Consider the following 19,075-nt stretch of genomic DNA (forward strand, 5'->3'; position numbering starts at 1 on the left):
TTTATTCTTCATCAGGAATGTATTCTAAAATATCACCAGGTTGACAGCCTAACTCACGACAAATCGCATCTAAAGTCGTTAAACGAACTGCCTTAGCTTTACCTGTTTTTAGGATAGAAAGGTTGGCATTTGTAATACCAACTCGTTCAGCCAATTCTCCTGATTTCATTTTACGTTTTGCTAATTCAACATCAAGATTAATTTGAATCATATGACTACCTCTAAATTGTAAATTCATTTTCTTCAGCAATGATATTAGCTTCTTTTAAAATCATTGAAAATACCCAAACGACAAATGCAGCTACCAGATAAGCCCAGTTAACAAAGGTCAAAACTCCTGAACCAGAACACAAACTTTGGAACCAACTATCTAAAAAGGCAAGAGCAATAAAATTGTACTCAACATAACGAGCTAGTTTTACATTTTCTGGTGTAAAAATATTATTATCGATAATATTTTTGAAAAATAATTTCACAAAAACAAGGAGCGCAATCCAAAGGCATGAATTAACAGCGAACAAACTAAGAAATGATGGCGAATGCAAAAGCTTTTCTGGAATATTAACATCAAATGAAAAACCATTTCCAGCTTGATTCATCAAGTTCAAATGAGGTTGTGTCAACGAAAGAGAAATAGCAACTACTGTAGATAAAACGATTAAGACGATTGCAATATTAATCACAACATTGGCAACTTTCAACGCTTTATAGTTTGTTTTCTTCATGATTGTCTCCTTAAAATTATTTTCCCGTTAAGCTAAGCGACGAGTGCGAAGCCATTTACTAATCACAACAGCAAGGACCAAAAAGCCGCAAACTGAAAAGTCAACTGTCATATTACTTGTATTAGAAGCATTTGTCAAGATGTTTTGGAAAACTGATACCACAAATGTGTAAAGAGTTGCTTTTTTCAAAAAGCTATAAGTAGGGTCTGAAAGAATATCAGCAACTGTCAAATCAGAAAGGAAAGCTTTTAATTTAGTAAGTCCGTAAATAATGGCACCATTTACCAGACAAGTCAAAAATGTAATGCCCCAAGTATGTTGGCTCTTACTAATTGCCCACTCAATCATACCGTATTGACCTAAAGCCATTTTATCGTAACCGTAAAAATGTGAAGCAAAGTCAGCAAGAATGATTAAAACAAGACTTACAATAGTGATGTTGATAGCAATTTTAGCAATAGTTTTAACAGCAGTTTCGATAGTTTTTGTATTCATAATAAATCTCCTCTTAAAGTTAATTGATAATTGGTAAAATGACGATGATTTTTGGGTTAGGCCACGTGACGTCCACGTAGGTATTTAACAAGTAGAAAAGCAAGGCAGAAATAAGCGCAAATTGAAAAATCAAAAACAAGTTGAGCTTGGTGCATTGATGTTGATAAAAAGTTTTGAAGAAATGATACAAAGAATGTGTAGAGACTAGCTTGTTTTAAGAAGCGGTATGTTTTGTCAGTTAGTACTTCTTTTACAGTGAAGCTTGCAATGAAGTGTTTGAGTTTTGTCAATCCGTAAATCATGGCACTGTTTGTCAAGATTGTCAGTGCTGTTACTAACCATGTATTCGTTTCTTTTCCAATTGTCCAATCAATCACTCCGTAATGACCAACATTGACTGTATCATAGCCATAAATATGTGAAATTAAATCTGCCAAAATGGTTAAGACTAAAACAACATTAGTAAGATTAATAGCAACTTTAGCGACTGTTTTGACGATGTTTTCGATAGTTTTTGTGTTCATGATAAATCTCCTAAAAAATGGGTTCCTATTGGATTTGTGGTTGAGCTCAATTGTTAAATCCGTTTTGCAATATTAAATTATTCTTTTTCGAAAATCTTTTATCGTTTTTCGATATATTTAGTATACCACAAGTTTTTCGTTTTGCAACACTTTTTTATCGAAAATCGATATTTTTTTATTTTTTCGCGAAATTTTCACTGTTTTTACCAGAATTTAAACATAAAAAAGCCCAGTCATTTCGACTGAGCCAGATTTTTACTATGGTCTTACGTCTTTATCATGGGTGTTATTTATTACTGCCATAGAAAACTATCAAAAAGAGTACTCTTATCAGCCTACTTGCCGTAAGCTGGTTTCTCGTCAATTTTTTTAGCAAATGTCATCTTATAAGTTACGTTTATTATCATAAGCTTACCTCATCTTTCATTTGGTAAAGCCATTATAAAAAGGAAAGCTTAAGCTTTCCTTGTAGAAATCTTTCATAAACCTTAATCAAAGTTACCCTTGTCTTTGAGATTTTGAGTGATGATTTGCCATTGTGGTTCTTGGCGCCAATTTGGATTTGAAACGATCTGGCTGGCAACTCGTCTAGCTTCTTCGAGAATATTATAATCTTCCACAATATCCGCCACTTGAAATTCTGGAATCCCTGACTGACGTGTTCCAAAGATTTCACCAGACCCACGCATCTTGAGATCGGCTTCTGCCAATACAAAACCATCTGTTGTCTCTGTCATGATTTTCATGCGTTCTTTCCCAGTTTGCGTCTTAGGATTAGCTACTAAAATAGCGTAAGATTGTTTTTCACCACGTCCAACACGACCGCGAAGCTGATGCAATTGACTAAGTCCAAAGCGATCAGCGTCCATGATAATCATAATAGTAGCGTTTGGCACATTGACACCAACTTCGATAACTGTTGTTGAAACCAAAACCTGGCTTTTTTGAGCTTTAAAATCTTGCATGATGGCTTCTTTTTCATCATTTTTCATGCGTCCGTGCATTAAAGCTACCTGAGCTGTTCCTGCAAAATACTCAGACAAATCTTCATGCAAAGCAATGGCATTCTTCAAATCAAGTGATTCAGACTCTTCAATTAAAGGTGAAATGACATAAGCTTGCGCACCTTTTTGCAATTCTATTTTGACCCAATTAAGCACCACATCTAATTGCTCGTGCTTCACCCAGCGAGTAATGATAGGCTTTCTTCCTGCAGGTAACTCATCAATAATAGAAACATCCATTTCACCAAAAGCGGTAATGGCAAGTGTTCGTGGAATAGGTGTAGCCGTCATCATAAGAACATCTGGATTTTCCCCTTTTTCACGGAAAATACGACGTTGATTAACCCCAAAACGGTGCTGCTCATCAGTAATGACAAGACCTAAGCGGTGATAAGTCACTGCATCTTGAATAAGAGCATGAGTTCCCACAATCATGTCTACCGAACCATCAGCAATCGCTGATAACGCTGCTTTTTTTGCCGCTGCTTTCATTCCTGAGGTTAAAATAGCAATCGACAAATCTGGGAAAAGTTGCGTCAAGCTGTCAAAGTGCTGCTCAGCCAAGATTTCTGTTGGCACCATCAAGGCTGACTGATAACCTGCCGTATAAGCTGCATACATAGCAAGACTTGCAACAACTGTCTTACCAGAACCAACGTCCCCTTGCAAAAGACGGTTCATATGTCCACCAGAGCGCATATCAGACAAAATATCACTAAGGCTGTGCTTTTGCCCACCCGTCAGTTCAAAAGGCAATCCAGCTATCTTCTCAGCAAGTTTCTCTTCATCATAAGCAATCAATAAACCGTTTGATTCTGATTTATTGTCAGCTTTTAAGGCTTGTAAATTCATTTGAAAATAGAAAAGTTCTTCAAACTTAATACGGCGAAGAGCTTGTTTATATTCAGCTAAATCTTTTGGAAAATGCATAGCGGTTGTTGCCTGAGCACGTCCTAACAGACGATATTTAGCGATTAGGACTTGAGGTAAATTCTCTGGCAACCAATTTTGAGCACCTAGTTCAAAAGCAGCTTTGATGGCTTTGATAAGAGCATTTTGTGAAATGCCCTGCGCTACACGGTAAACAGGCTGCATATCATCTTCAACCTGAGCTAAAATTTTCATTCCTGTCACAGCAGATTTGATGGCATCCCATTTTCCAAAGATTGCCACATCACTACCTAGCTCGACTTTATCCGCTAAATAGGGTTGATTGAAAAATGACACCGCAATAACAGCTTCGCCTTGTTTGATTTTAAAAGAAAGGCGATTTCGCTTATAGCCATAATACTGGACATTTGCTGGTGTTACCACTGTTCCGACAATAACAGCTTTTTCCCCGTCAACCAAGTCTAAAACGCTTTTGCTCTTAAAATCTTCATAACGAAAAGGATAATAAAGCAGCAAATCCTCAATCGTATAAATGTCTAATTTATGGAATTTTTCTGCCGACTTAGGACCTAAGCCTTTTAATTCCTCAATTGATGATTGTAAATTCATAAGACCTCACTTTGCTACTATTATAACAAAAAATAGATTCTAAATCGTCGTAAGAAAATCACGATAATCTAGAATCCTTTTTATCTTATTTTGAATAGAAACGTGGGATACGGTCACTTAGAAGACAAAGCACTTCATAATTGATAGTACCACGTTTTTGAGCCAAATCAGTAGCTGAAATAACCTTGTCACCTTCTTGACCAATCAAAGTTACTTTAGTACCGATTGGGAATTTTTCTGGCAAACGAATCGTGATTTGGTCCATTGACACGCGCCCAACAATTTCACAAAACTGACCATTAACAAGAACTGAGAAGCCTTGCAAATCACGTGTCCAACCATCAGCATAACCGATTGGCACTGTCGCAATGTATTCTTCTTTTTGTGCTGTATAAGTTGCACCATAACCAACTGTTGCACCAGCAGGAATTGTTTTCACGTGAACTAGTGCTGATTCCAAACCAAGAGCTGGTTTAATAGGATAAGGCAATTCAATATCTGTTCCACTTGGATTCAAACCATACATAACAATACCAAGACGAACAATATTAAAGATGGTTTCACTGTGCCAAATACTTGTTGCTGAGTTACTAGCATGAACAAGAGCTGGTTTATCACTCAAGTTATTCACCAAATTCGTAAAGAATTCCAATTGCTCATTAAATTTAGTATCGTCAGCTTCATCAGCTGTCGCAAAGTGAGTAAAGATTCCTTCAACATTAGCACCGGCTTTTTTCAAGTTAGCAATCAAGCTTTCAGCTTCTTCAAGACTACGTACACCGATACGTCCCATACCTGAATCAACTTTCAAATGAACATTTACCCCTTTAAGACTAATGTCCTGCTCAATTGCCAAATCAAGCCATTCTTGGCTAGCTACAGTCAAGGTAATATTGTAATCACGCGCCAAAGCAACCTCATTAGGCATGATGACACCCAAAATTAAGATTGTTTCTTCAATACCCGCTTCACGAAGTTCAAGGGCTTCATCAACATTTGACACACAAAATCCATCAACTAAATGATGTACAGCTTGCGCTACCTTTTTAGCACCATGTCCATAGGCATTAGCTTTAACAACCGCAAAAGCTTTTTTCCCTTCTGGAATATTAGCTTTAACCGCCTCGATATTTTGACAAATAGCACCCAAATCAATTAAGGCTCTTGTTGGTCGGTGTAAACTTGAAATCATTTTTTCTCCTCCAAAGCTAGTAAAAAATTTATCAATTCATCCTACTTTTCATTTTTCAAAAAGCTTGTTACTCAGCATCTTCTAAGATAACACTGGCTTGCACAAGATTTCCTGTATGAGAAAGCGAAATAAAACATTTTCCAGGAAATGGAGACTGAGTTACCTCAGGAGCTCCTAGGTGATTATTCAAAATCTCAATATCTTGAAACCCTAGTGTCCCAATTCCAGTTCCCATTGCCTTAGCGAAAGCTTCTTTTGCAGCCCAACGCCCTGCCAAAAATTCCATTTGCCTTTTCTCAGCCTTAAAACCTGAAAAAACTTGAAATTCTTTTTCTGTCAGCACGCGCTTTGCAAATCTATTATTCTTCTCATACGCTCGCTTGATTGCATCTATTTCTTGCAAGTCAATGCCATGACCAATAATCATACGTCTCCTTTGTGAAAAACGATTTTAAACCAAGTCAAAACTCTTATCAGCTTAATCGCTTAATGATTTCCAAAACTAAGGAGCTGAGAAAAATCCCCAGCCCCATAGGTTATTCAATTAATTAGAATAGCAATTCCTCATAAGAATCATGACTTAAGGTTGCATGGATTTCACGAATCAATTTTTCAGTTTTATCCCATCCTAGACATGGGTCTGTGATCGATTTTCCAAATACCTCTGGTGTATCTTGGCGACCATCTTCCAAGTAAGATTCAATCATGAATCCACGTACATACTTGTTAATTTTATCACTCCAGTCGCGATTAATCAATGTTTGACGTACAATACGGATTTGTTCAAGATATTGTTTACCAGAATTGTCATGGTTCGTATCGATAACGATAAATGGATTTTCAAGTCCCATTTTTTCGTAATGAGCAATTGCTTTCAACAAGTCGTCATAATAGTAGTTTGGCACATTTTCACCATGCTCAGTTAGTGCACCACGAAGAATGGCATGCGCCAATGGATTACCATCAGTTTCAACTTCTGCATTATGGTAGATGAAGTTTTGTTTATTTTGTGCAGCATAAATACCGTTAAACATCACGTTCAAATTACCAGATGTTGGATTTTTCATTCCTGCAGGGGCATCAATTCCAGAGGCAACAAAGCGGTGCTCTTGGTCTTCAACCGAACGAGCTCCAATAGCATGATATGACACCAAATCATCTACCAAGGTAAGGTTATCAGGATACAACATCTCATCTGCAGTCGTCAAACCAGTTTCTGTGATGACACGATAATGCAAATGACGAACAGCAGCAACACCATTAATCAAATCTGGAAGTTTTGACGTATCAGGCTGATGCATCAATCCTTTATAACCATCACCATTTGTACGCGGTTTTGCTGTATAAACACGCATGACAATGAAAATCTTATCTTTTACTTCTTCTTGAATTTTCGCCAAACGATGAGCGTATTCAAGTACAGCATCTTCATTATCAGATGAACATGGACCGATGACCAAAAGAATACGATCATCTTCACCTTTGATGATTTTTGCTAGCTCAGCATCACGTGCTTTCTTCTTAGCAAGAAAATCACCTTCTAATTTTGATAGTTCTTTGACTTGTGCAATATCAATTGTTGCACTCTTTTGATGTATTCCCATAAATTATTTACCTAGTGTATCGTAAATTTCGTGAACAAGTTTTGCTGTATTGTCCCATCCAAGACATGGATCTGTGATTGATTTACCAAATACCTCAGGTTTGTCTTGACGACCATCTTCTAGGTAAGATTCAATCATAAATCCACGAACATATTTATTGATTTTTTCATTCCAATCACGGTTAATCAATGTTTGACGGACAATACGAACTTGTTCTAAATATTGTTTTCCTGAATTGTCATGGTTAGTATCGATAACGATAAATGGATTTTCAAGTCCCATTTTTTCGTATTGTTCGATAGTATCGATGACATTATCATAGTAATAGTTTGGCACATTCTTACCATATTCGTTAAGTGCACCACGAAGGATAGCATGTGCAAATGGATTACCAGATGTTTCAACTTCTTCACCGTTAAACAAGAATGATTGTTTGTTTTGTGCGGCATAAATACCGTTAAACATAACATTCAAGTTCCCTGAAGTAGGATTTTTCATTCCTGTTGGAACACTGATACCTGAAGCAACAAAGCGGTGTTGTTGGTCTTCAACTGAACGAGCACCAACAGCGATATAAGATACCAAGTCATCTACCAATGGAAGATTTTCTGGGTAAAGCATTTCGTCTGCCGTTGTCAATCCTGTTTCTGAAATCACACGATAATGAAGGTGACGAACGGCTTTAATACCATTAATCAAGCTTGGTGCTTCTGACGTATCAGGTTGGTGCATCAAACCTTTATAACCATCACCATTCGTACGTGGTTTTGCTGTATAGACACGCATCACCATAAAGACTCGATCTTTAACTTCTTCTTGAAGTTTTGCCAAACGATGAGCGTATTCAAGCACAGCATCTTCATTATCAGATGAGCAAGGACCGATAACCAAAAGAACTCGATCATCTTCACCTTTAATAATAGCTTGCAGTTCGCGATCACGAGCTTCTTTTTTAGCTAGAGCGTCACCAGTTAATTTTGATTCTTCTTTGAGAGCATCGAAATTAATCTTTTTACTTGTTGCTTTAAATGACATATATTTTCCCTCTCCTGAATTTAGTTAAGATTTTATATATTATACCATTTTCAAGAGGTTTTTCAATAAATTGTCAGAATTTTCTGTTGTCTTTTTTAAAAATGTTTGCGACCATGGCAATTTTTGAATTTTTTACCTGATCCACATGGGCACAAATCGTTACGTTTAACATTAGAATAATCAATATCAGATTGTGCTTGGACATTTTGGGCAGAGATATTCTTTTCAGCCATTGTTGTTGCACGTTCTGCTGAGCGTTCACGTTCTTGTTGGTGAATTTGTGCTTTCATCATTGTGCGTGTTACGTCAAATTCGATGGCTCCAATCATTGCTTGGAACATACGGAAACCTTCTGATTGATATTCAACAACTGGGTTATTTTGAGCATAACCACGCAAACCAACTGATTGACGTAATTGATCAAGAGCATCAATATGATCTGTCCACTTATTATCAACAACCATCAAGATTAAGACTTTTTGGAATTCTTTCACAGCATCTTCGTTTTGAAGTTTAGCGATTTGAGCATCGTAAACTTTCAAAGCACGGTTGTAAAGATCTTCTTTGATTTCTTCAAAGTCTAATTCTTCAAGATCAGCTAATTTAATTGAATCTTCAGGAACTAAGTTTGATTTAGCAAAGTTGAGGATTGCTTTAATGCCTTCTTCACGGTCAGCACGACTGTGAGCATCAACAGCGCGATTAATCGTACGTTTAATCATAGCTTTGATTTCAGGTGCCAAATCACGGTCAGCTGTAATAACGTCGTGACGTTCAGCATAAATGATTTCACGTTGTTCACGCATAACATCATCATATTGAAGGACTTGTTTACGAGTATCGTAGTTGTTACCTTCAACACGTTTTTGTGCTGATTCCACTTGACGAGTCAACATCTTAGATTTGATGACAGCTTCTTCTTCATCAAGATTCATACGATCAAGGAATGCCTTGATACGATCTGAACCAAAACGACGCATCAAATCATCTTCAAGTGAAAGGTAAAATTGTGATTCACCTGGGTCACCTTGACGACCTGCACGACCACGAAGCTGATTATCAATACGACGGCTTTCATGACGTTCAGTACCAATGACACAAAGTCCACCAAGTTCACGAACTCCTTCACCAAGTTTGATATCTGTACCACGACCAGCCATGTTAGTTGCAATTGTAACAGCACCACGTTGACCAGCATTCATGATAATTTGTGCTTCTTTGAAGTGGTTTTTAGCATTCAAAACTTCGTGTGGAATACCAGCTTCAACCAATTTCTTAGAAATAAGGTCTGAAGTTTCAACAGCTACAGTACCGACCAAAACTGGTTGACCTTTCGCATGACGACGTTTAACATCTTCGACCACTGCTCTAAATTTAGAAGCTAGTGTTGGGTATAACAAATCTGGATGGTCAATACGTGCGACCGGTCTATTCGTTGGAATTGGAATAATGCGCATATTGTAAACTTCGCGGAATTCCTCTTCTTCAGTTTTAGCTGTACCAGTCATACCTGCCAATTTTTTATACATACGGAACATGTTTTGGTAAGTAATTGAGGCACTTGTCTTAGATTCTTCCTGAATGCGCACGCCTTCTTTAGCTTCAATAGCTTGGTGTAAACCGTCAGAGAAGCGACGACCTTCCATTGTACGTCCTGTAAATTGATCGACAATTAGGATTTCGCCATTTTCACTAACCACATAGTCAATATCCAAAATCATGATGTAGTTGGCACGAAGAGCATTGTCAATGTAGTGTGTTAAGGCAACATTTTCCAAATCGTAAAGGTTTTCCAAATGGAAGTATTCTTCTGCTTTATCGATACCACTGTCAGTCAAGCCAATTGTTTTAGTTGGTACATCAATGACATAATCAACACTTTCAAGAGTCTTAACAAATCTATCAGCGCGAATATAAAGTTGGCTTGTTTCAGAAGTCACTTGTCCAGAAACAATCAAAGGTGTTCTAGCTTCATCAATCAAAACTGAGTCAACTTCATCGACCAAAGCAAAGTTCAATGGGCGTTGTACCATATCTTCTTGACGAACAACCATGTTATCACGAAGGTAGTCAAAACCAATTTCTGAGTTAGTTGAATATGTGATGTCACAGTTATAAGCTTCACGTTTTTCATAAGCTGATTTAGCAGACAAGTTGATACCGACAGAAAGTCCTAACCAGCTATATACTTCACCCATCTCAGTAGCGTCACGTGTTGCAAGGTATTCATTAACAGTGATAACGTGGACACCTTCACCAGCAAGGGCATTAAGGTATACTGGCATTGTCGCAGTCAATGTTTTACCTTCACCAGTACGCATTTCAGGCACGTCACCATTGTGCATTACAATACCACCCATGATTTGAACACGGTATGGGTAAAGTCCAAGAACACGTTTTGCAGCTTCACGAACAACCGCAAAAGCTTCTGGCAATAACTGATCTAGAGTTTCACCATTTTGATATCGTTGTTGAAATTCTGGTGTCTTTGCTTTTAATTCTTCGTCAGACAAAGCAGCCATCGCATCAGCGTATGACTCAACTTTCTTTGCAATTTTTTCTAATTTTCTTAATTCGCCTTTATCGTTTTCGATAACAGTTCGTAGAATATTTGCCATCCCAATTCCTTTCGATAAACTTATCATCACATTTTATCATAAAAAGCGCTCTATTACAAGAATCCGCTACCATTGTAGCTCTGTTTGACAAGCGCTAGAAATGCCTTGATATTTAGTTTTTTATTAATATCATTCTTAGTATTTTCTGAGTATTTCACCTGCTACGATTATACTCTTTTTTCACCTTAACAACAAGAAAGCACTGCAATTCATAAGGAATCGTCAGCGTAAAAAAAGATTGAAGAATTATCCAATTGGACTTTTCCTCAATCTCGCTAACATTTTTAATCAAGTAATTAACGTTCTGAAACTTTCTTAGCCAAAGCAAAGTTACCAAGAGTTGCAGAACCATTTTCAGCAACACCAGGAGTTACGATATATTCTGTAACATCTGGAACTGGTACATAATCGTTCATCAAAGCTTTAAATTTATCACGAACACGCTTTAGCATGTGTTCTTGAGCCATAACCCCACCGCCAAAGACAATCACTTCTGGACGGTAAAGTAGTGTAGCTTGAACAGCAGCTTGTGCAATGTAATAAGCTTGAACATCCCAAACGTCAGAATTAAGCTCAATCAATTCACCACGAATACCTGTACGAGCTTCAAGTGATGGACCAGCTGCCATACCTTCCAAGCATCCTTTATGGAATGGGCAAACACCGTTAAAGCCTTTAGCTACATCTTGTGGGTGTGGAGCTACATAAACGTGACCTGCTTCTGTGTGACCAAGTCCACCAATGAACTCACCATTTTGAATAGCACCGGCACCAATACCAGTACCAATTGTGTAGTAAACAAGACTTTTAACACCTTTGCGGACGATTGTTTCACCATAAGCTGAGCTGTTAACATCAGTTGTAAAGTAGAACGGTACTTTAAAGTGTTTTGAAATCAATCCAACTAAATCAACATTAGCCCAATGTGGTTTTGGAGTTGTTGTGATGTAACCATATGTTTTTGAATTTTCATCAACATCAATTGGTCCAAAAGAACCGATAGCAATACCTGCCAAATCTTCTTCAAAACGTTTGAAGAAAGCTACTGTTTTATCAATTGTTTCATAAGGTGTTGTTGTCGGAAATTGAACTTTTTCAACAACTTGAAAATTCTCATCACCAACAGCACAAACAAATTTTGTTCCACCTGCTTCGACACTACCGTATAATTTAGTCATTTTATCTCCCTTTAAATTGCTAGTTTTATACAGAATATTATACAAAATTTCAAAAGATATATCAAGTGTAAAAGTCCTTAAATCACTTGCTATATCAATGTTTTTCCCTATATAAAAAGAGGTTCTTTCGAACCCCTTAAAATATACATATATACTTATTTAAGTTCTAGTAATGCAGCACCTTCTGCAAGATCACCTTGAGCAACTGGAGTTACTTCAGCATAATCAGCAGTATTTGTCACAATAATCATTGTTGTATCATCAAGACCTGCTTCTGCAATAGCTGCACGATCAAATGTTCCAAGAACATCACCTTTTTTAACTTTTTGGTTAGCAGCAACTTTTTGTGTAAAACCTTTACCTGCCATTGATACAGTATCGATACCAATGTGGATAAGGATTTCAGCACCATTATCAGATTTCAAACCATAAGCATGACCTGTTTCAAAAGCAAGTTGAACAGTACCATCAACTGGTGAGTAAACTGTATCACCGTTTGGTTTGATTGCAATACCTTTACCCATAGCTCCTGATGAGAAGACTGGGTCATTAACTGCAGAAAGTTCAACAGCTTGACCTGAAAGTGGGCTAACAACTGTTTCTTCAGAAACACCTGCTTGAGACAAAGCTGTTACTTCTTCAGCAACTTCTTTTGCTTCTTTAGCAGCAACAACATCTTTTTTGTCATCTTCATAACCAAACATGTAAGTCAATACAAAGGCAAGAGCTGTAGTAGCAAGAACCATGATGATGTATTTAACAACTTGTCCATTCAAGTAAAGAAGAGTACCTGGAATGATTGTGATACCAAAACCTGTACCTGCAAGGTTGAAGATTGAAGCTAACCAACCACCAGCAGCACCAGCAACAAGACCAAGAATGAATGGTTTACCAAAACGAAGGTTTACACCAAAGATAGCTGGTTCAGTAATACCAAGTCCAGCAGAAAGAGCAGCTGGGAAAGCAAGGGCTTTAAGTTTAGCATCTTTTGTTTTAACACCAACCGCAAGAGTTGCACCTGCTTGGGCAGTCATTGCAGCTGTGATGATTGCGTTAAATGGATCTTTACCATCTGCAGCAATTAATTGTGATTCAAGCAAGTTGAAGATGTGGTGAACACCTGTAACCACGATAACTTGGTGAATACCACCAAGAACAAGACCTGAAAGACCAAATGGCAAGCTTAGCAAGAATTTAGTTCCTGCAAGAACATAGTTTTCAACTGTGTGGAATACCGGACCAATAACAAAGAGTGCCAAGACTGACATTACCAAGAATGTCAAGAATGGAACCAACAAAAGGTCAAGAACATCTGGGATTTTTTTGTGCAACCATTTTTCAAGTTTCGCACCAAGCAAACCTACGAAGAATGCTGGAAGAACTGAGTTTTGGTAACCAACAACTGGAATAAATCCAAAGAATGTAAGTGGGCTAGCAGCTTTTGAAGCAACATCCCAAGCATTTGGAAGTGAGTTATTAACCATCATAAGACCTAAAACAAGACCTACAATTGGGCTACCGCCAAATACGTTAAACGCTGACCAGCAAATCAAAGCTGGGAAGAAAGCAAAGGCTGTATCTGTCAATACAACTGTATATGTGTAGAAGTTTGTAGATGAGAATGCTTCTGAAGTTGTTCCGAATAATCCAAGGATTGTATCATTGTTAATAGCTCCGCGGATACCCATGAAAAGACCAGTTGCTACGATAGCAGGAAGCAATGGAACAAACACGTCACCGAATGAACGGACCGCACGTTGGAACCAATTTCCTTGTTTAGCTGCTTCAGCTTTCTGTTCATCTTTTGAAGCTGTAGGTAAACCAAGAGCAACAACTTCATCATACATTTTGTTTACCAAACCAGTACCAAAGATGATTTGATATTGCCCTGAGTTGAAGAAAGCTCCTTGAACTTTGTCTAGATTTTCAATTTTGTCTTTGTCGATTTTTTCTTCATCAACAACCATTACGCGTAAACGTGTGGCACAGTGAGCGACACTACGAACGTTTTCGCGGCCACCTAAAGCGGCAACAATCTCTTTTGCAATCTGTGCGTTATCCATTTGCAAAAACTCCTTTATATAATTTCTTTTTTTGTGAACTTATTTGTAAGCGTTTCACTTAACTACATTTACATTCTAACATAATCCAATAATATGTCAAGCGTTTATCATATTTTTTTCTTTTTGCCTTAAAATAATTGATTTTTAGGGCGAAAACGTTTACTATATTAATAGTAGATAGATTAACTAAAGGAGAAAATTATGAACTTACCTCAAGAAGTACGATACCGTGCTTACGCTGATTGGAGCAAAGAAGAGGTCGATAAAATCACTGAAAACGTGAAGCAATCACCTTGGCATGTCAGCTACCACATCGAGCCTAAAACTGGATTATTAAACGACCCTAACGGTTTTTCATACTTTAATGGGAAATATACATTATTCTATCAAAGCTGGCCTTTTGGAGCCGCTCATGGCCTAAAACAATGGGTTCACACTGAGTCTGAAGACTTGGTCCATTTCCACGAAACTAATGTTGAACTTCGCCCAGATACTAAAAATGATAGCCACGGTGCCTATTCTGGTTCTGCTTATGAAATTGACGATAAACTTTTCCTATTCTATACAGGAAACGTCCGCGATAAGAACTGGGTACGTGACCCACTTCAAATTGGTGCTTGGATGGACAAAGATCATCACATTACTAAAATGGAAAATGTCCTTATTCACCAACCTGAAGATGCCACTGAGCACTTCCGCGACCCTCAAATCTTTAATTATAAAGGTCAATTCTACGCAATCGTCGGTGCTCAAAGCCCTAAAAAATCAGGATTTATCAAACTTTACAAAGCTGTTGATAACAATGTTGAAAACTGGGAAGAAATCGGAAATCTTGACTTCGGTGGTACTGGCTCAGAATACATGATTGAGTGTCCAAACCTTGTCTTTGTTGACGATAAACCAGTTCTACTTTACTGCCCACAAGGTCTTGATAAATCTGAACTTGACTATCGCAACATTTACCCAAATACTTACAAAGTATGTCAAGCGTTTGACACAGATGATGCAAAACTTATTGGAGCTTCAGAAATCCAAAACCTTGATTATGGTTTTGAAGCTTATGCTACTCAAGGATTCAACGCACCTGACGGACGTACTTTAGCAGTAAGCTGGATTGGACTCCCAGATGTTGATTACCCAACTGATAAATACGATTACCAAGGCGCTCTTAGTCTTGTAAAAGAACTTTCTATCAAAGATGGAAAACTTTACCAATATCCAGTTGAAGCTATTACTTCACTACGTGCTAAGTCTGAAGCATTTGCAAACAAAGCAGAAACTAATAATACTTATGAATTGGAATTAAGTTTCCCTGCAGATCAAAAATCTGAAATCCTTCTCTTTGCCGACAGTAAAGGCAACGGCCTCAGCTTGACGGTCGATACTAAAGACGGTAAAATTATTCTTGACCGCAGTAAAGCAGGTGTTCAATATGCTACAGAATTTGGCACAAGCCGTGAATGCTCAATTGATACTAAAGAAACAAGTGCTAATATTTTTGTAGACAATTCAATCGTTGAAATCTTTATCAATAAAGGAGAAAAAGTATTTACTAGCCGTGTCTTCCCTGAAACTGGCCAAAATGGCATTGCAATTAAATCTGGAGACGTTACTGGTACATACTTTGATTTGAAGTACTAATATGGTAGCAAAATTAACTGACGTCGCTGAACTTGCTGGTGTAAGCCCGACAACCGTTTCACGCGTTATCAACAATAAAGGTTATTTGTCTGAAAAGACAAAACAAAAAGTCCAGGAAGCCATGAGAACTTTAGGCTATAAACCTAATAATCTCGCCCGTGGACTTCAGGGAAAATCTGCCCAACTTATTGGACTCATCTTTCCTAATATTAGCAATATCTTTTATTCTGAACTGATTGAATATCTTGAAATAGAATTATTCAAACATGGGTATAAAACGATTATCTGCAACAGTCAAAATGACCCTGCCAAGGAACGTGAATATATTGAAATGCTTGAAGCTAACCAAGTAGACGGCATTATTTCATCAAGTCACAACCTTGGTATCGATGATTACGAACGCGTCAGTGCCCCCATTATTGCCTTTGATAGAAATCTGGCGCCAAATGTTCCTATCATTGCTTCAGATAACTTTGAAGGTGGAAAACTAGCTGCTCGTACCCTTCAGAAAAATGGTTGTGAAAACATCATTATGATTACCGGACACGATAACACCGATTCTCCAACCGAATTACGTGCTCTTGGTTTCTCATTCCAAATTCCACACGGTGAAGTTTTCAAAGTCCCTAACAACTTATCCACAATTCGCCGCGAGATGGAAATCAAATCAATTATCGCAAGAAGCAGACCAGATGGCATCTTTGTTTCTGATGATTTAACAGCCATTTTAACGATGAAAATTGCTAAACAATTAGATTTAAAAATCCCGGAAGATCTGAAAATCATTGGTTACGATGGAACATCATTTATCGAAAACTTCTTCCCTCAATTGACAACTATCCGTCAACCAATTGATGAAATCGCAAGTCTGCTTGTCGACATCCTCCTAAAACGCATCAAAGGAGAAAAAACAAGCAAAGATTACATCTTGCCGATTTCTCTACTTCCTGGTGGTAGTATTTAATAACAAAAAGCACAGATGCATAAGGTCTGTGCTTTTTGTTGTATTCTTGCCTTTTTAATCAGAAAAAGAGAGAGATGCTACTGCATCTCTCTTTATGTATTATTCAGTAACAAACTGACTCAATAATCCATTGACGAATTTTGCTGATGTTTCGTCTGAATATTTTTTAGCAATTTCAATGATTTCATTGACCGCAACACGTCCAGGTGTTTCTTCGAAGTATTTAACTTCAAAAAGACCTAAACGAAGCAAAGCTTTATCAGTCAGTGTTAAACGTTCTAGTGACCAGCCTGATTTTAGGTGTGCTTCGATTTGTTGATCAATTTCTGATTGCAAATCACATGCACCTTTGACAAGGTTTAAAAGAAATACCGGAACTTGAACTTCTTCGTCTTCTTCAAACTTTTTGTCATAAGTGTAGGCAAACTCAGCAGCTGCCAAATAATCTCCACCAAATTCGAGGCTAAACAGTGCCTGAAAGGCACGTTCACGAAGGTCACGTCTTGAATTTGTAAAGTTATTAGTCATCCAAGAAATCCTCGTCAAACAATGCTTTCAAATCAGGTTTTGGTGTTTTTTCAGGAACAATTCCTTCAACGTGAATATTTACAGATGAAATAGTCACTTCAGCCATTTCGTAAACCGCAGCTTTAACTGCTTGTTGGATGGCCATTGAAACAGTAGGAACATTGACACCGTATTGAAGATATACGTAGATATCAGCATTAACTGTGCCATCTTCTTCTGTTTGAAGGTAAACACCTTTACCTAAAACTGTTTTGCTGAAACTATCTGTTACGGCTTTATTTCGAAGTGAGTGAACGCCATCAACTTTTGTTGCAGCAATACCTGTGATAACTTCTAGTACTCGTGGTGAAATAACAATATCACCGATATTTTCAGTTGTCATAAGCATTTCCTTTCTAATTAAGTTTAAGGATTAAAAAGTAAAGAGAGCGGTGCCCTCTCTACCCGCTCTACTGGCAAGCTTAGGCACGTGATACGTAAGTACCTTCTTGCGTATTGATTACCAATTTTTGACCGATTTCGATGAAGTCTGGTACGTTAACAACAAGACCTGTTTCAAGAGTTGCAGGTTTACCAGAACCAGTAACTGTAGCACCTTTAATTGATGGTTGAGTGTCAGTAACTGTCAATTCAACTGTTGTAGGAACAGTAACACCGATAACTTCAGTACCGTAGAATTGGATTTTAACTTCTGAGTTTTCAAGAATGTAAAGCAATTCTTGTTCTACGTTTACAACTGGAATTTCGTATTGTTCGTAGCTTTCAGTATCCATGAAGTATGCTGTATCATCCATTTTGTAAAGGTATTGTGCAGCACGTGTTTCGATGATTGCTTGTTCGAATTTTTCTTCTGGACGGTAAGTTGTATCGAATGTTGAACCAGTACGTACGTCACGAAGTTTCATACGCATAACTGTGTTACCTTTACCTGGTTTGTGGTGGCTTGCTTCGAGAACTTTGATGAGTTTTCCATCAGATGTTACGAAAGTCATACCTGCTCTAAGCTTACTTGCTTCAATCATTTATTAATTACCTCTTATAAATTATTTATCACTTCATTTTACCATAAAATACGTTATGGCTCAAATCTTTTTAGTCTCTTGAAAAAAGAATCCGAACTATGTCAAAAAATTTTAATTTTGATATAATGAACGGTGAGAATTTATTAAAAGGAGATTTATTGATATGAAGGTGAGACTTGAAAATCAAAATGGAGAAATTAAAGAAGTAAAAGCTGGTTTCAGCTGGACAACTCTCTTTTTCTCTTTCTTTGTGCCACTTTTCCGCAAAGATTGGAAATGGTTCGGTATTATGTTAGCAACTAAGTTAGTAGTAACTATTCTTGCACTAGGTGCTGGTTTTTCAGCTCTCTCATTTGCTGCCAACATTGCATTTGCATTAATGTACAACAGTTATTTCATCAAAAAATTACTCAGCGATGGATGGCAACCAATGACGGAAGTTGACGAAAAAATTTTAAAAGATAAATTGAATTAATACTAAAAGCACTCTGTCGAGTGCTTTTTTAATGCTTAATCATCAAAATCATCCATACCAAGTCTAACTTCTGGAACATCGTGTTGAACGCATTCAACGCCTTTTTGTTTCATCAATTCAAGTGCGAATGGATGCATGCGGTAAGCTGTTTTGTAAGTGATTTTCTTGATACCAGCTTGAAGTAGAGCTTTGGTACAGTTAATACACGGAAAATGTGTGACGTAAATTTCTGTGCCTTTGGTTGAGATACCTTCCTTGGCACATTGGATAAGGGCATTCATTTCAGCGTGAACGGTACGGATACAATGACCGTCTTCCATCTTGTGACCAGCTTCACTACAATTATCTGTTTCTGATACGCCACCATTGTAACCAGTCGCAATGATACGATTATCTTTCACCAAAACAGCTCCAACAAAGGCGCGGTCACAGGTTGATCGTTTTGAAATCAACTCCGCATTTGCCATAAAATAATCTTCCCAAGAAAGTCTTTCAGTCATTGTATTC

The 19,075-nt window shown here is 37.6% G+C and carries 19 protein-coding genes; 3 read left to right on the forward strand and 16 right to left on the reverse strand.

Annotated elements, in window-relative coordinates:
* Position 1: 1 nt before the first annotated feature.
* From BLP98_RS06720 to BLP98_RS06775, 12 genes are all read right to left on the reverse strand, one after another.
* Positions 2–211, reverse strand: a complete 210-nt coding sequence (locus BLP98_RS06720) for a helix-turn-helix domain-containing protein (RefSeq protein WP_021143062.1) — start codon at positions 209–211, stop codon at positions 2–4.
* Positions 212–221: 10 nt separating this feature from the next.
* The gene (locus tag BLP98_RS06725) at positions 222–725 is read right to left on the reverse strand and encodes a DUF2975 domain-containing protein (protein WP_074482518.1); all 504 of its coding nucleotides are present in this window, start codon (positions 723–725) and stop codon (positions 222–224) included.
* Between the two features lie 27 nt (positions 726–752).
* Positions 753–1,220, reverse strand: coding sequence for a hypothetical protein (locus tag BLP98_RS06730; RefSeq protein ID WP_074482519.1), 468 nt, complete (start codon positions 1,218–1,220; stop codon positions 753–755).
* Positions 1,221–1,276: 56 nt separating this feature from the next.
* Positions 1,277–1,744 carry a hypothetical protein gene (locus BLP98_RS06735; RefSeq protein WP_074482520.1) on the reverse strand — a complete coding sequence of 156 codons (468 nt, stop codon included), beginning with the start codon at positions 1,742–1,744 and terminating at the stop codon, positions 1,277–1,279.
* A gap of 488 nt (positions 1,745–2,232) precedes the next feature.
* The gene (gene recG, locus BLP98_RS06740; protein WP_074482521.1) at positions 2,233–4,248 is read right to left on the reverse strand and encodes an ATP-dependent DNA helicase RecG; all 2,016 of its coding nucleotides are present in this window, start codon (positions 4,246–4,248) and stop codon (positions 2,233–2,235) included.
* Positions 4,249–4,333: 85 nt separating this feature from the next.
* Positions 4,334–5,440, reverse strand: a complete 1,107-nt coding sequence (alr, locus tag BLP98_RS06745; protein WP_074482522.1) for an alanine racemase — start codon at positions 5,438–5,440, stop codon at positions 4,334–4,336.
* A gap of 67 nt (positions 5,441–5,507) precedes the next feature.
* Positions 5,508–5,867, reverse strand: coding sequence for a holo-ACP synthase (gene acpS / locus BLP98_RS06750; protein ID WP_074482523.1), 360 nt, complete (start codon positions 5,865–5,867; stop codon positions 5,508–5,510).
* Between the two features lie 121 nt (positions 5,868–5,988).
* Entirely contained in the window at positions 5,989–7,044 is a 1,056-nt protein-coding gene (locus BLP98_RS06755; protein ID WP_074482524.1) for a 3-deoxy-7-phosphoheptulonate synthase, read from the reverse strand.
* A gap of 3 nt (positions 7,045–7,047) precedes the next feature.
* On the reverse strand, positions 7,048–8,079 hold the full coding sequence (locus BLP98_RS06760; RefSeq protein WP_074482525.1) for a 3-deoxy-7-phosphoheptulonate synthase: 1,032 nt from the start codon (positions 8,077–8,079) through the stop codon (positions 7,048–7,050).
* A 95-nt stretch (positions 8,080–8,174) separates the two neighbouring features.
* On the reverse strand, positions 8,175–10,697 hold the full coding sequence (secA, locus tag BLP98_RS06765; protein ID WP_074482526.1) for a preprotein translocase subunit SecA: 2,523 nt from the start codon (positions 10,695–10,697) through the stop codon (positions 8,175–8,177).
* Between the two features lie 296 nt (positions 10,698–10,993).
* Positions 10,994–11,875, reverse strand: a complete 882-nt coding sequence (gene scrK, locus BLP98_RS06770; RefSeq protein WP_074482527.1) for a fructokinase ScrK — start codon at positions 11,873–11,875, stop codon at positions 10,994–10,996.
* Positions 11,876–12,030: 155 nt separating this feature from the next.
* The gene (locus tag BLP98_RS06775; protein ID WP_074482528.1) at positions 12,031–13,938 is read right to left on the reverse strand and encodes a sucrose-specific PTS transporter subunit IIBC; all 1,908 of its coding nucleotides are present in this window, start codon (positions 13,936–13,938) and stop codon (positions 12,031–12,033) included.
* Between the two features lie 201 nt (positions 13,939–14,139).
* Between BLP98_RS06775 and BLP98_RS06780 the strand changes: the two genes are divergently transcribed.
* Positions 14,140–15,579: a sucrose-6-phosphate hydrolase gene (locus BLP98_RS06780; RefSeq protein ID WP_074482529.1), complete on the forward strand. Its 1,440-nt coding sequence runs from the start codon at positions 14,140–14,142 to the stop codon at positions 15,577–15,579.
* Between the two features lies 1 nt (position 15,580).
* Positions 15,581–16,543 carry a LacI family DNA-binding transcriptional regulator gene (locus BLP98_RS06785; protein WP_074482530.1) on the forward strand — a complete coding sequence of 321 codons (963 nt, stop codon included), beginning with the start codon at positions 15,581–15,583 and terminating at the stop codon, positions 16,541–16,543.
* 99 nt (positions 16,544–16,642) lie between these two features.
* On the opposite strand, the gene nusB is transcribed toward BLP98_RS06785, so the two are convergent.
* From nusB to efp, 3 genes are all read right to left on the reverse strand, one after another.
* Positions 16,643–17,071 (reverse strand): transcription antitermination factor NusB, encoded by a 429-nt coding sequence (gene nusB, locus BLP98_RS06790; protein WP_074482531.1) that lies wholly within the window; start codon positions 17,069–17,071, stop codon positions 16,643–16,645.
* On the reverse strand, positions 17,064–17,453 hold the full coding sequence (locus BLP98_RS06795) for an Asp23/Gls24 family envelope stress response protein (RefSeq protein ID WP_074482532.1): 390 nt from the start codon (positions 17,451–17,453) through the stop codon (positions 17,064–17,066). Before BLP98_RS06795 ends, nusB begins: the two co-directional genes overlap by 8 nt.
* Before the next feature lie 79 nt (positions 17,454–17,532).
* Complete coding sequence (gene efp, locus BLP98_RS06800; RefSeq protein WP_009854887.1) at positions 17,533–18,093, reverse strand: elongation factor P; 561 nt, start codon at positions 18,091–18,093, stop codon at positions 17,533–17,535.
* Positions 18,094–18,256: 163 nt separating this feature from the next.
* Here efp and BLP98_RS06805 point away from each other — a divergent pair, with 163 nt between their 5' ends.
* Positions 18,257–18,568 carry a hypothetical protein gene (locus BLP98_RS06805; protein WP_074482533.1) on the forward strand — a complete coding sequence of 104 codons (312 nt, stop codon included), beginning with the start codon at positions 18,257–18,259 and terminating at the stop codon, positions 18,566–18,568.
* Between the two features lie 35 nt (positions 18,569–18,603).
* Here BLP98_RS06805 and BLP98_RS06810 read toward each other — a convergent pair whose 3' ends face one another.
* Complete coding sequence (locus BLP98_RS06810) at positions 18,604–19,068, reverse strand: deoxycytidylate deaminase (protein WP_074482534.1); 465 nt, start codon at positions 19,066–19,068, stop codon at positions 18,604–18,606.
* Between the last annotated feature and the right edge of the window lie 7 nt (positions 19,069–19,075).

It is taken from the genome of Streptococcus equinus, from assembly GCF_900104225.1.
Classification (GTDB): domain Bacteria; phylum Bacillota; class Bacilli; order Lactobacillales; family Streptococcaceae; genus Streptococcus; species Streptococcus equinus_D.

Coding starts and splice junctions, on each gene's coding strand:
- BLP98_RS06795 (WP_074482532.1), bottom strand. CDS start 17,453: ATGACAACTGAAAATATCGGTGATATTGTTATTTCACCACGAGTACTA.
- efp (WP_009854887.1), bottom strand. CDS start 18,093: ATGATTGAAGCAAGTAAGCTTAGAGCAGGTATGACTTTCGTAACATCT.
- BLP98_RS06780 (WP_074482529.1), top strand. CDS start 14,140: ATGAACTTACCTCAAGAAGTACGATACCGTGCTTACGCTGATTGGAGC.
- BLP98_RS06810 (WP_074482534.1), bottom strand. CDS start 19,068: ATGACTGAAAGACTTTCTTGGGAAGATTATTTTATGGCAAATGCGGAG.
- alr (WP_074482522.1), bottom strand. CDS start 5,440: ATGATTTCAAGTTTACACCGACCAACAAGAGCCTTAATTGATTTGGGT.
- BLP98_RS06725 (WP_074482518.1), bottom strand. CDS start 725: ATGAAGAAAACAAACTATAAAGCGTTGAAAGTTGCCAATGTTGTGATT.
- BLP98_RS06760 (WP_074482525.1), bottom strand. CDS start 8,079: ATGTCATTTAAAGCAACAAGTAAAAAGATTAATTTCGATGCTCTCAAA.
- BLP98_RS06735 (WP_074482520.1), bottom strand. CDS start 1,744: ATGAACACAAAAACTATCGAAAACATCGTCAAAACAGTCGCTAAAGTT.
- BLP98_RS06805 (WP_074482533.1), top strand. CDS start 18,257: ATGAAGGTGAGACTTGAAAATCAAAATGGAGAAATTAAAGAAGTAAAA.
- scrK (WP_074482527.1), bottom strand. CDS start 11,875: ATGACTAAATTATACGGTAGTGTCGAAGCAGGTGGAACAAAATTTGTT.
- acpS (WP_074482523.1), bottom strand. CDS start 5,867: ATGATTATTGGTCATGGCATTGACTTGCAAGAAATAGATGCAATCAAG.
- BLP98_RS06785 (WP_074482530.1), top strand. CDS start 15,581: ATGGTAGCAAAATTAACTGACGTCGCTGAACTTGCTGGTGTAAGCCCG.
- recG (WP_074482521.1), bottom strand. CDS start 4,248: ATGAATTTACAATCATCAATTGAGGAATTAAAAGGCTTAGGTCCTAAG.
- secA (WP_074482526.1), bottom strand. CDS start 10,697: ATGGCAAATATTCTACGAACTGTTATCGAAAACGATAAAGGCGAATTA.
- BLP98_RS06730 (WP_074482519.1), bottom strand. CDS start 1,220: ATGAATACAAAAACTATCGAAACTGCTGTTAAAACTATTGCTAAAATT.
- BLP98_RS06755 (WP_074482524.1), bottom strand. CDS start 7,044: ATGGGAATACATCAAAAGAGTGCAACAATTGATATTGCACAAGTCAAA.
- nusB (WP_074482531.1), bottom strand. CDS start 17,071: ATGACTAATAACTTTACAAATTCAAGACGTGACCTTCGTGAACGTGCC.
- BLP98_RS06775 (WP_074482528.1), bottom strand. CDS start 13,938: ATGGATAACGCACAGATTGCAAAAGAGATTGTTGCCGCTTTAGGTGGC.
- BLP98_RS06720 (WP_021143062.1), bottom strand. CDS start 211: ATGATTCAAATTAATCTTGATGTTGAATTAGCAAAACGTAAAATGAAA.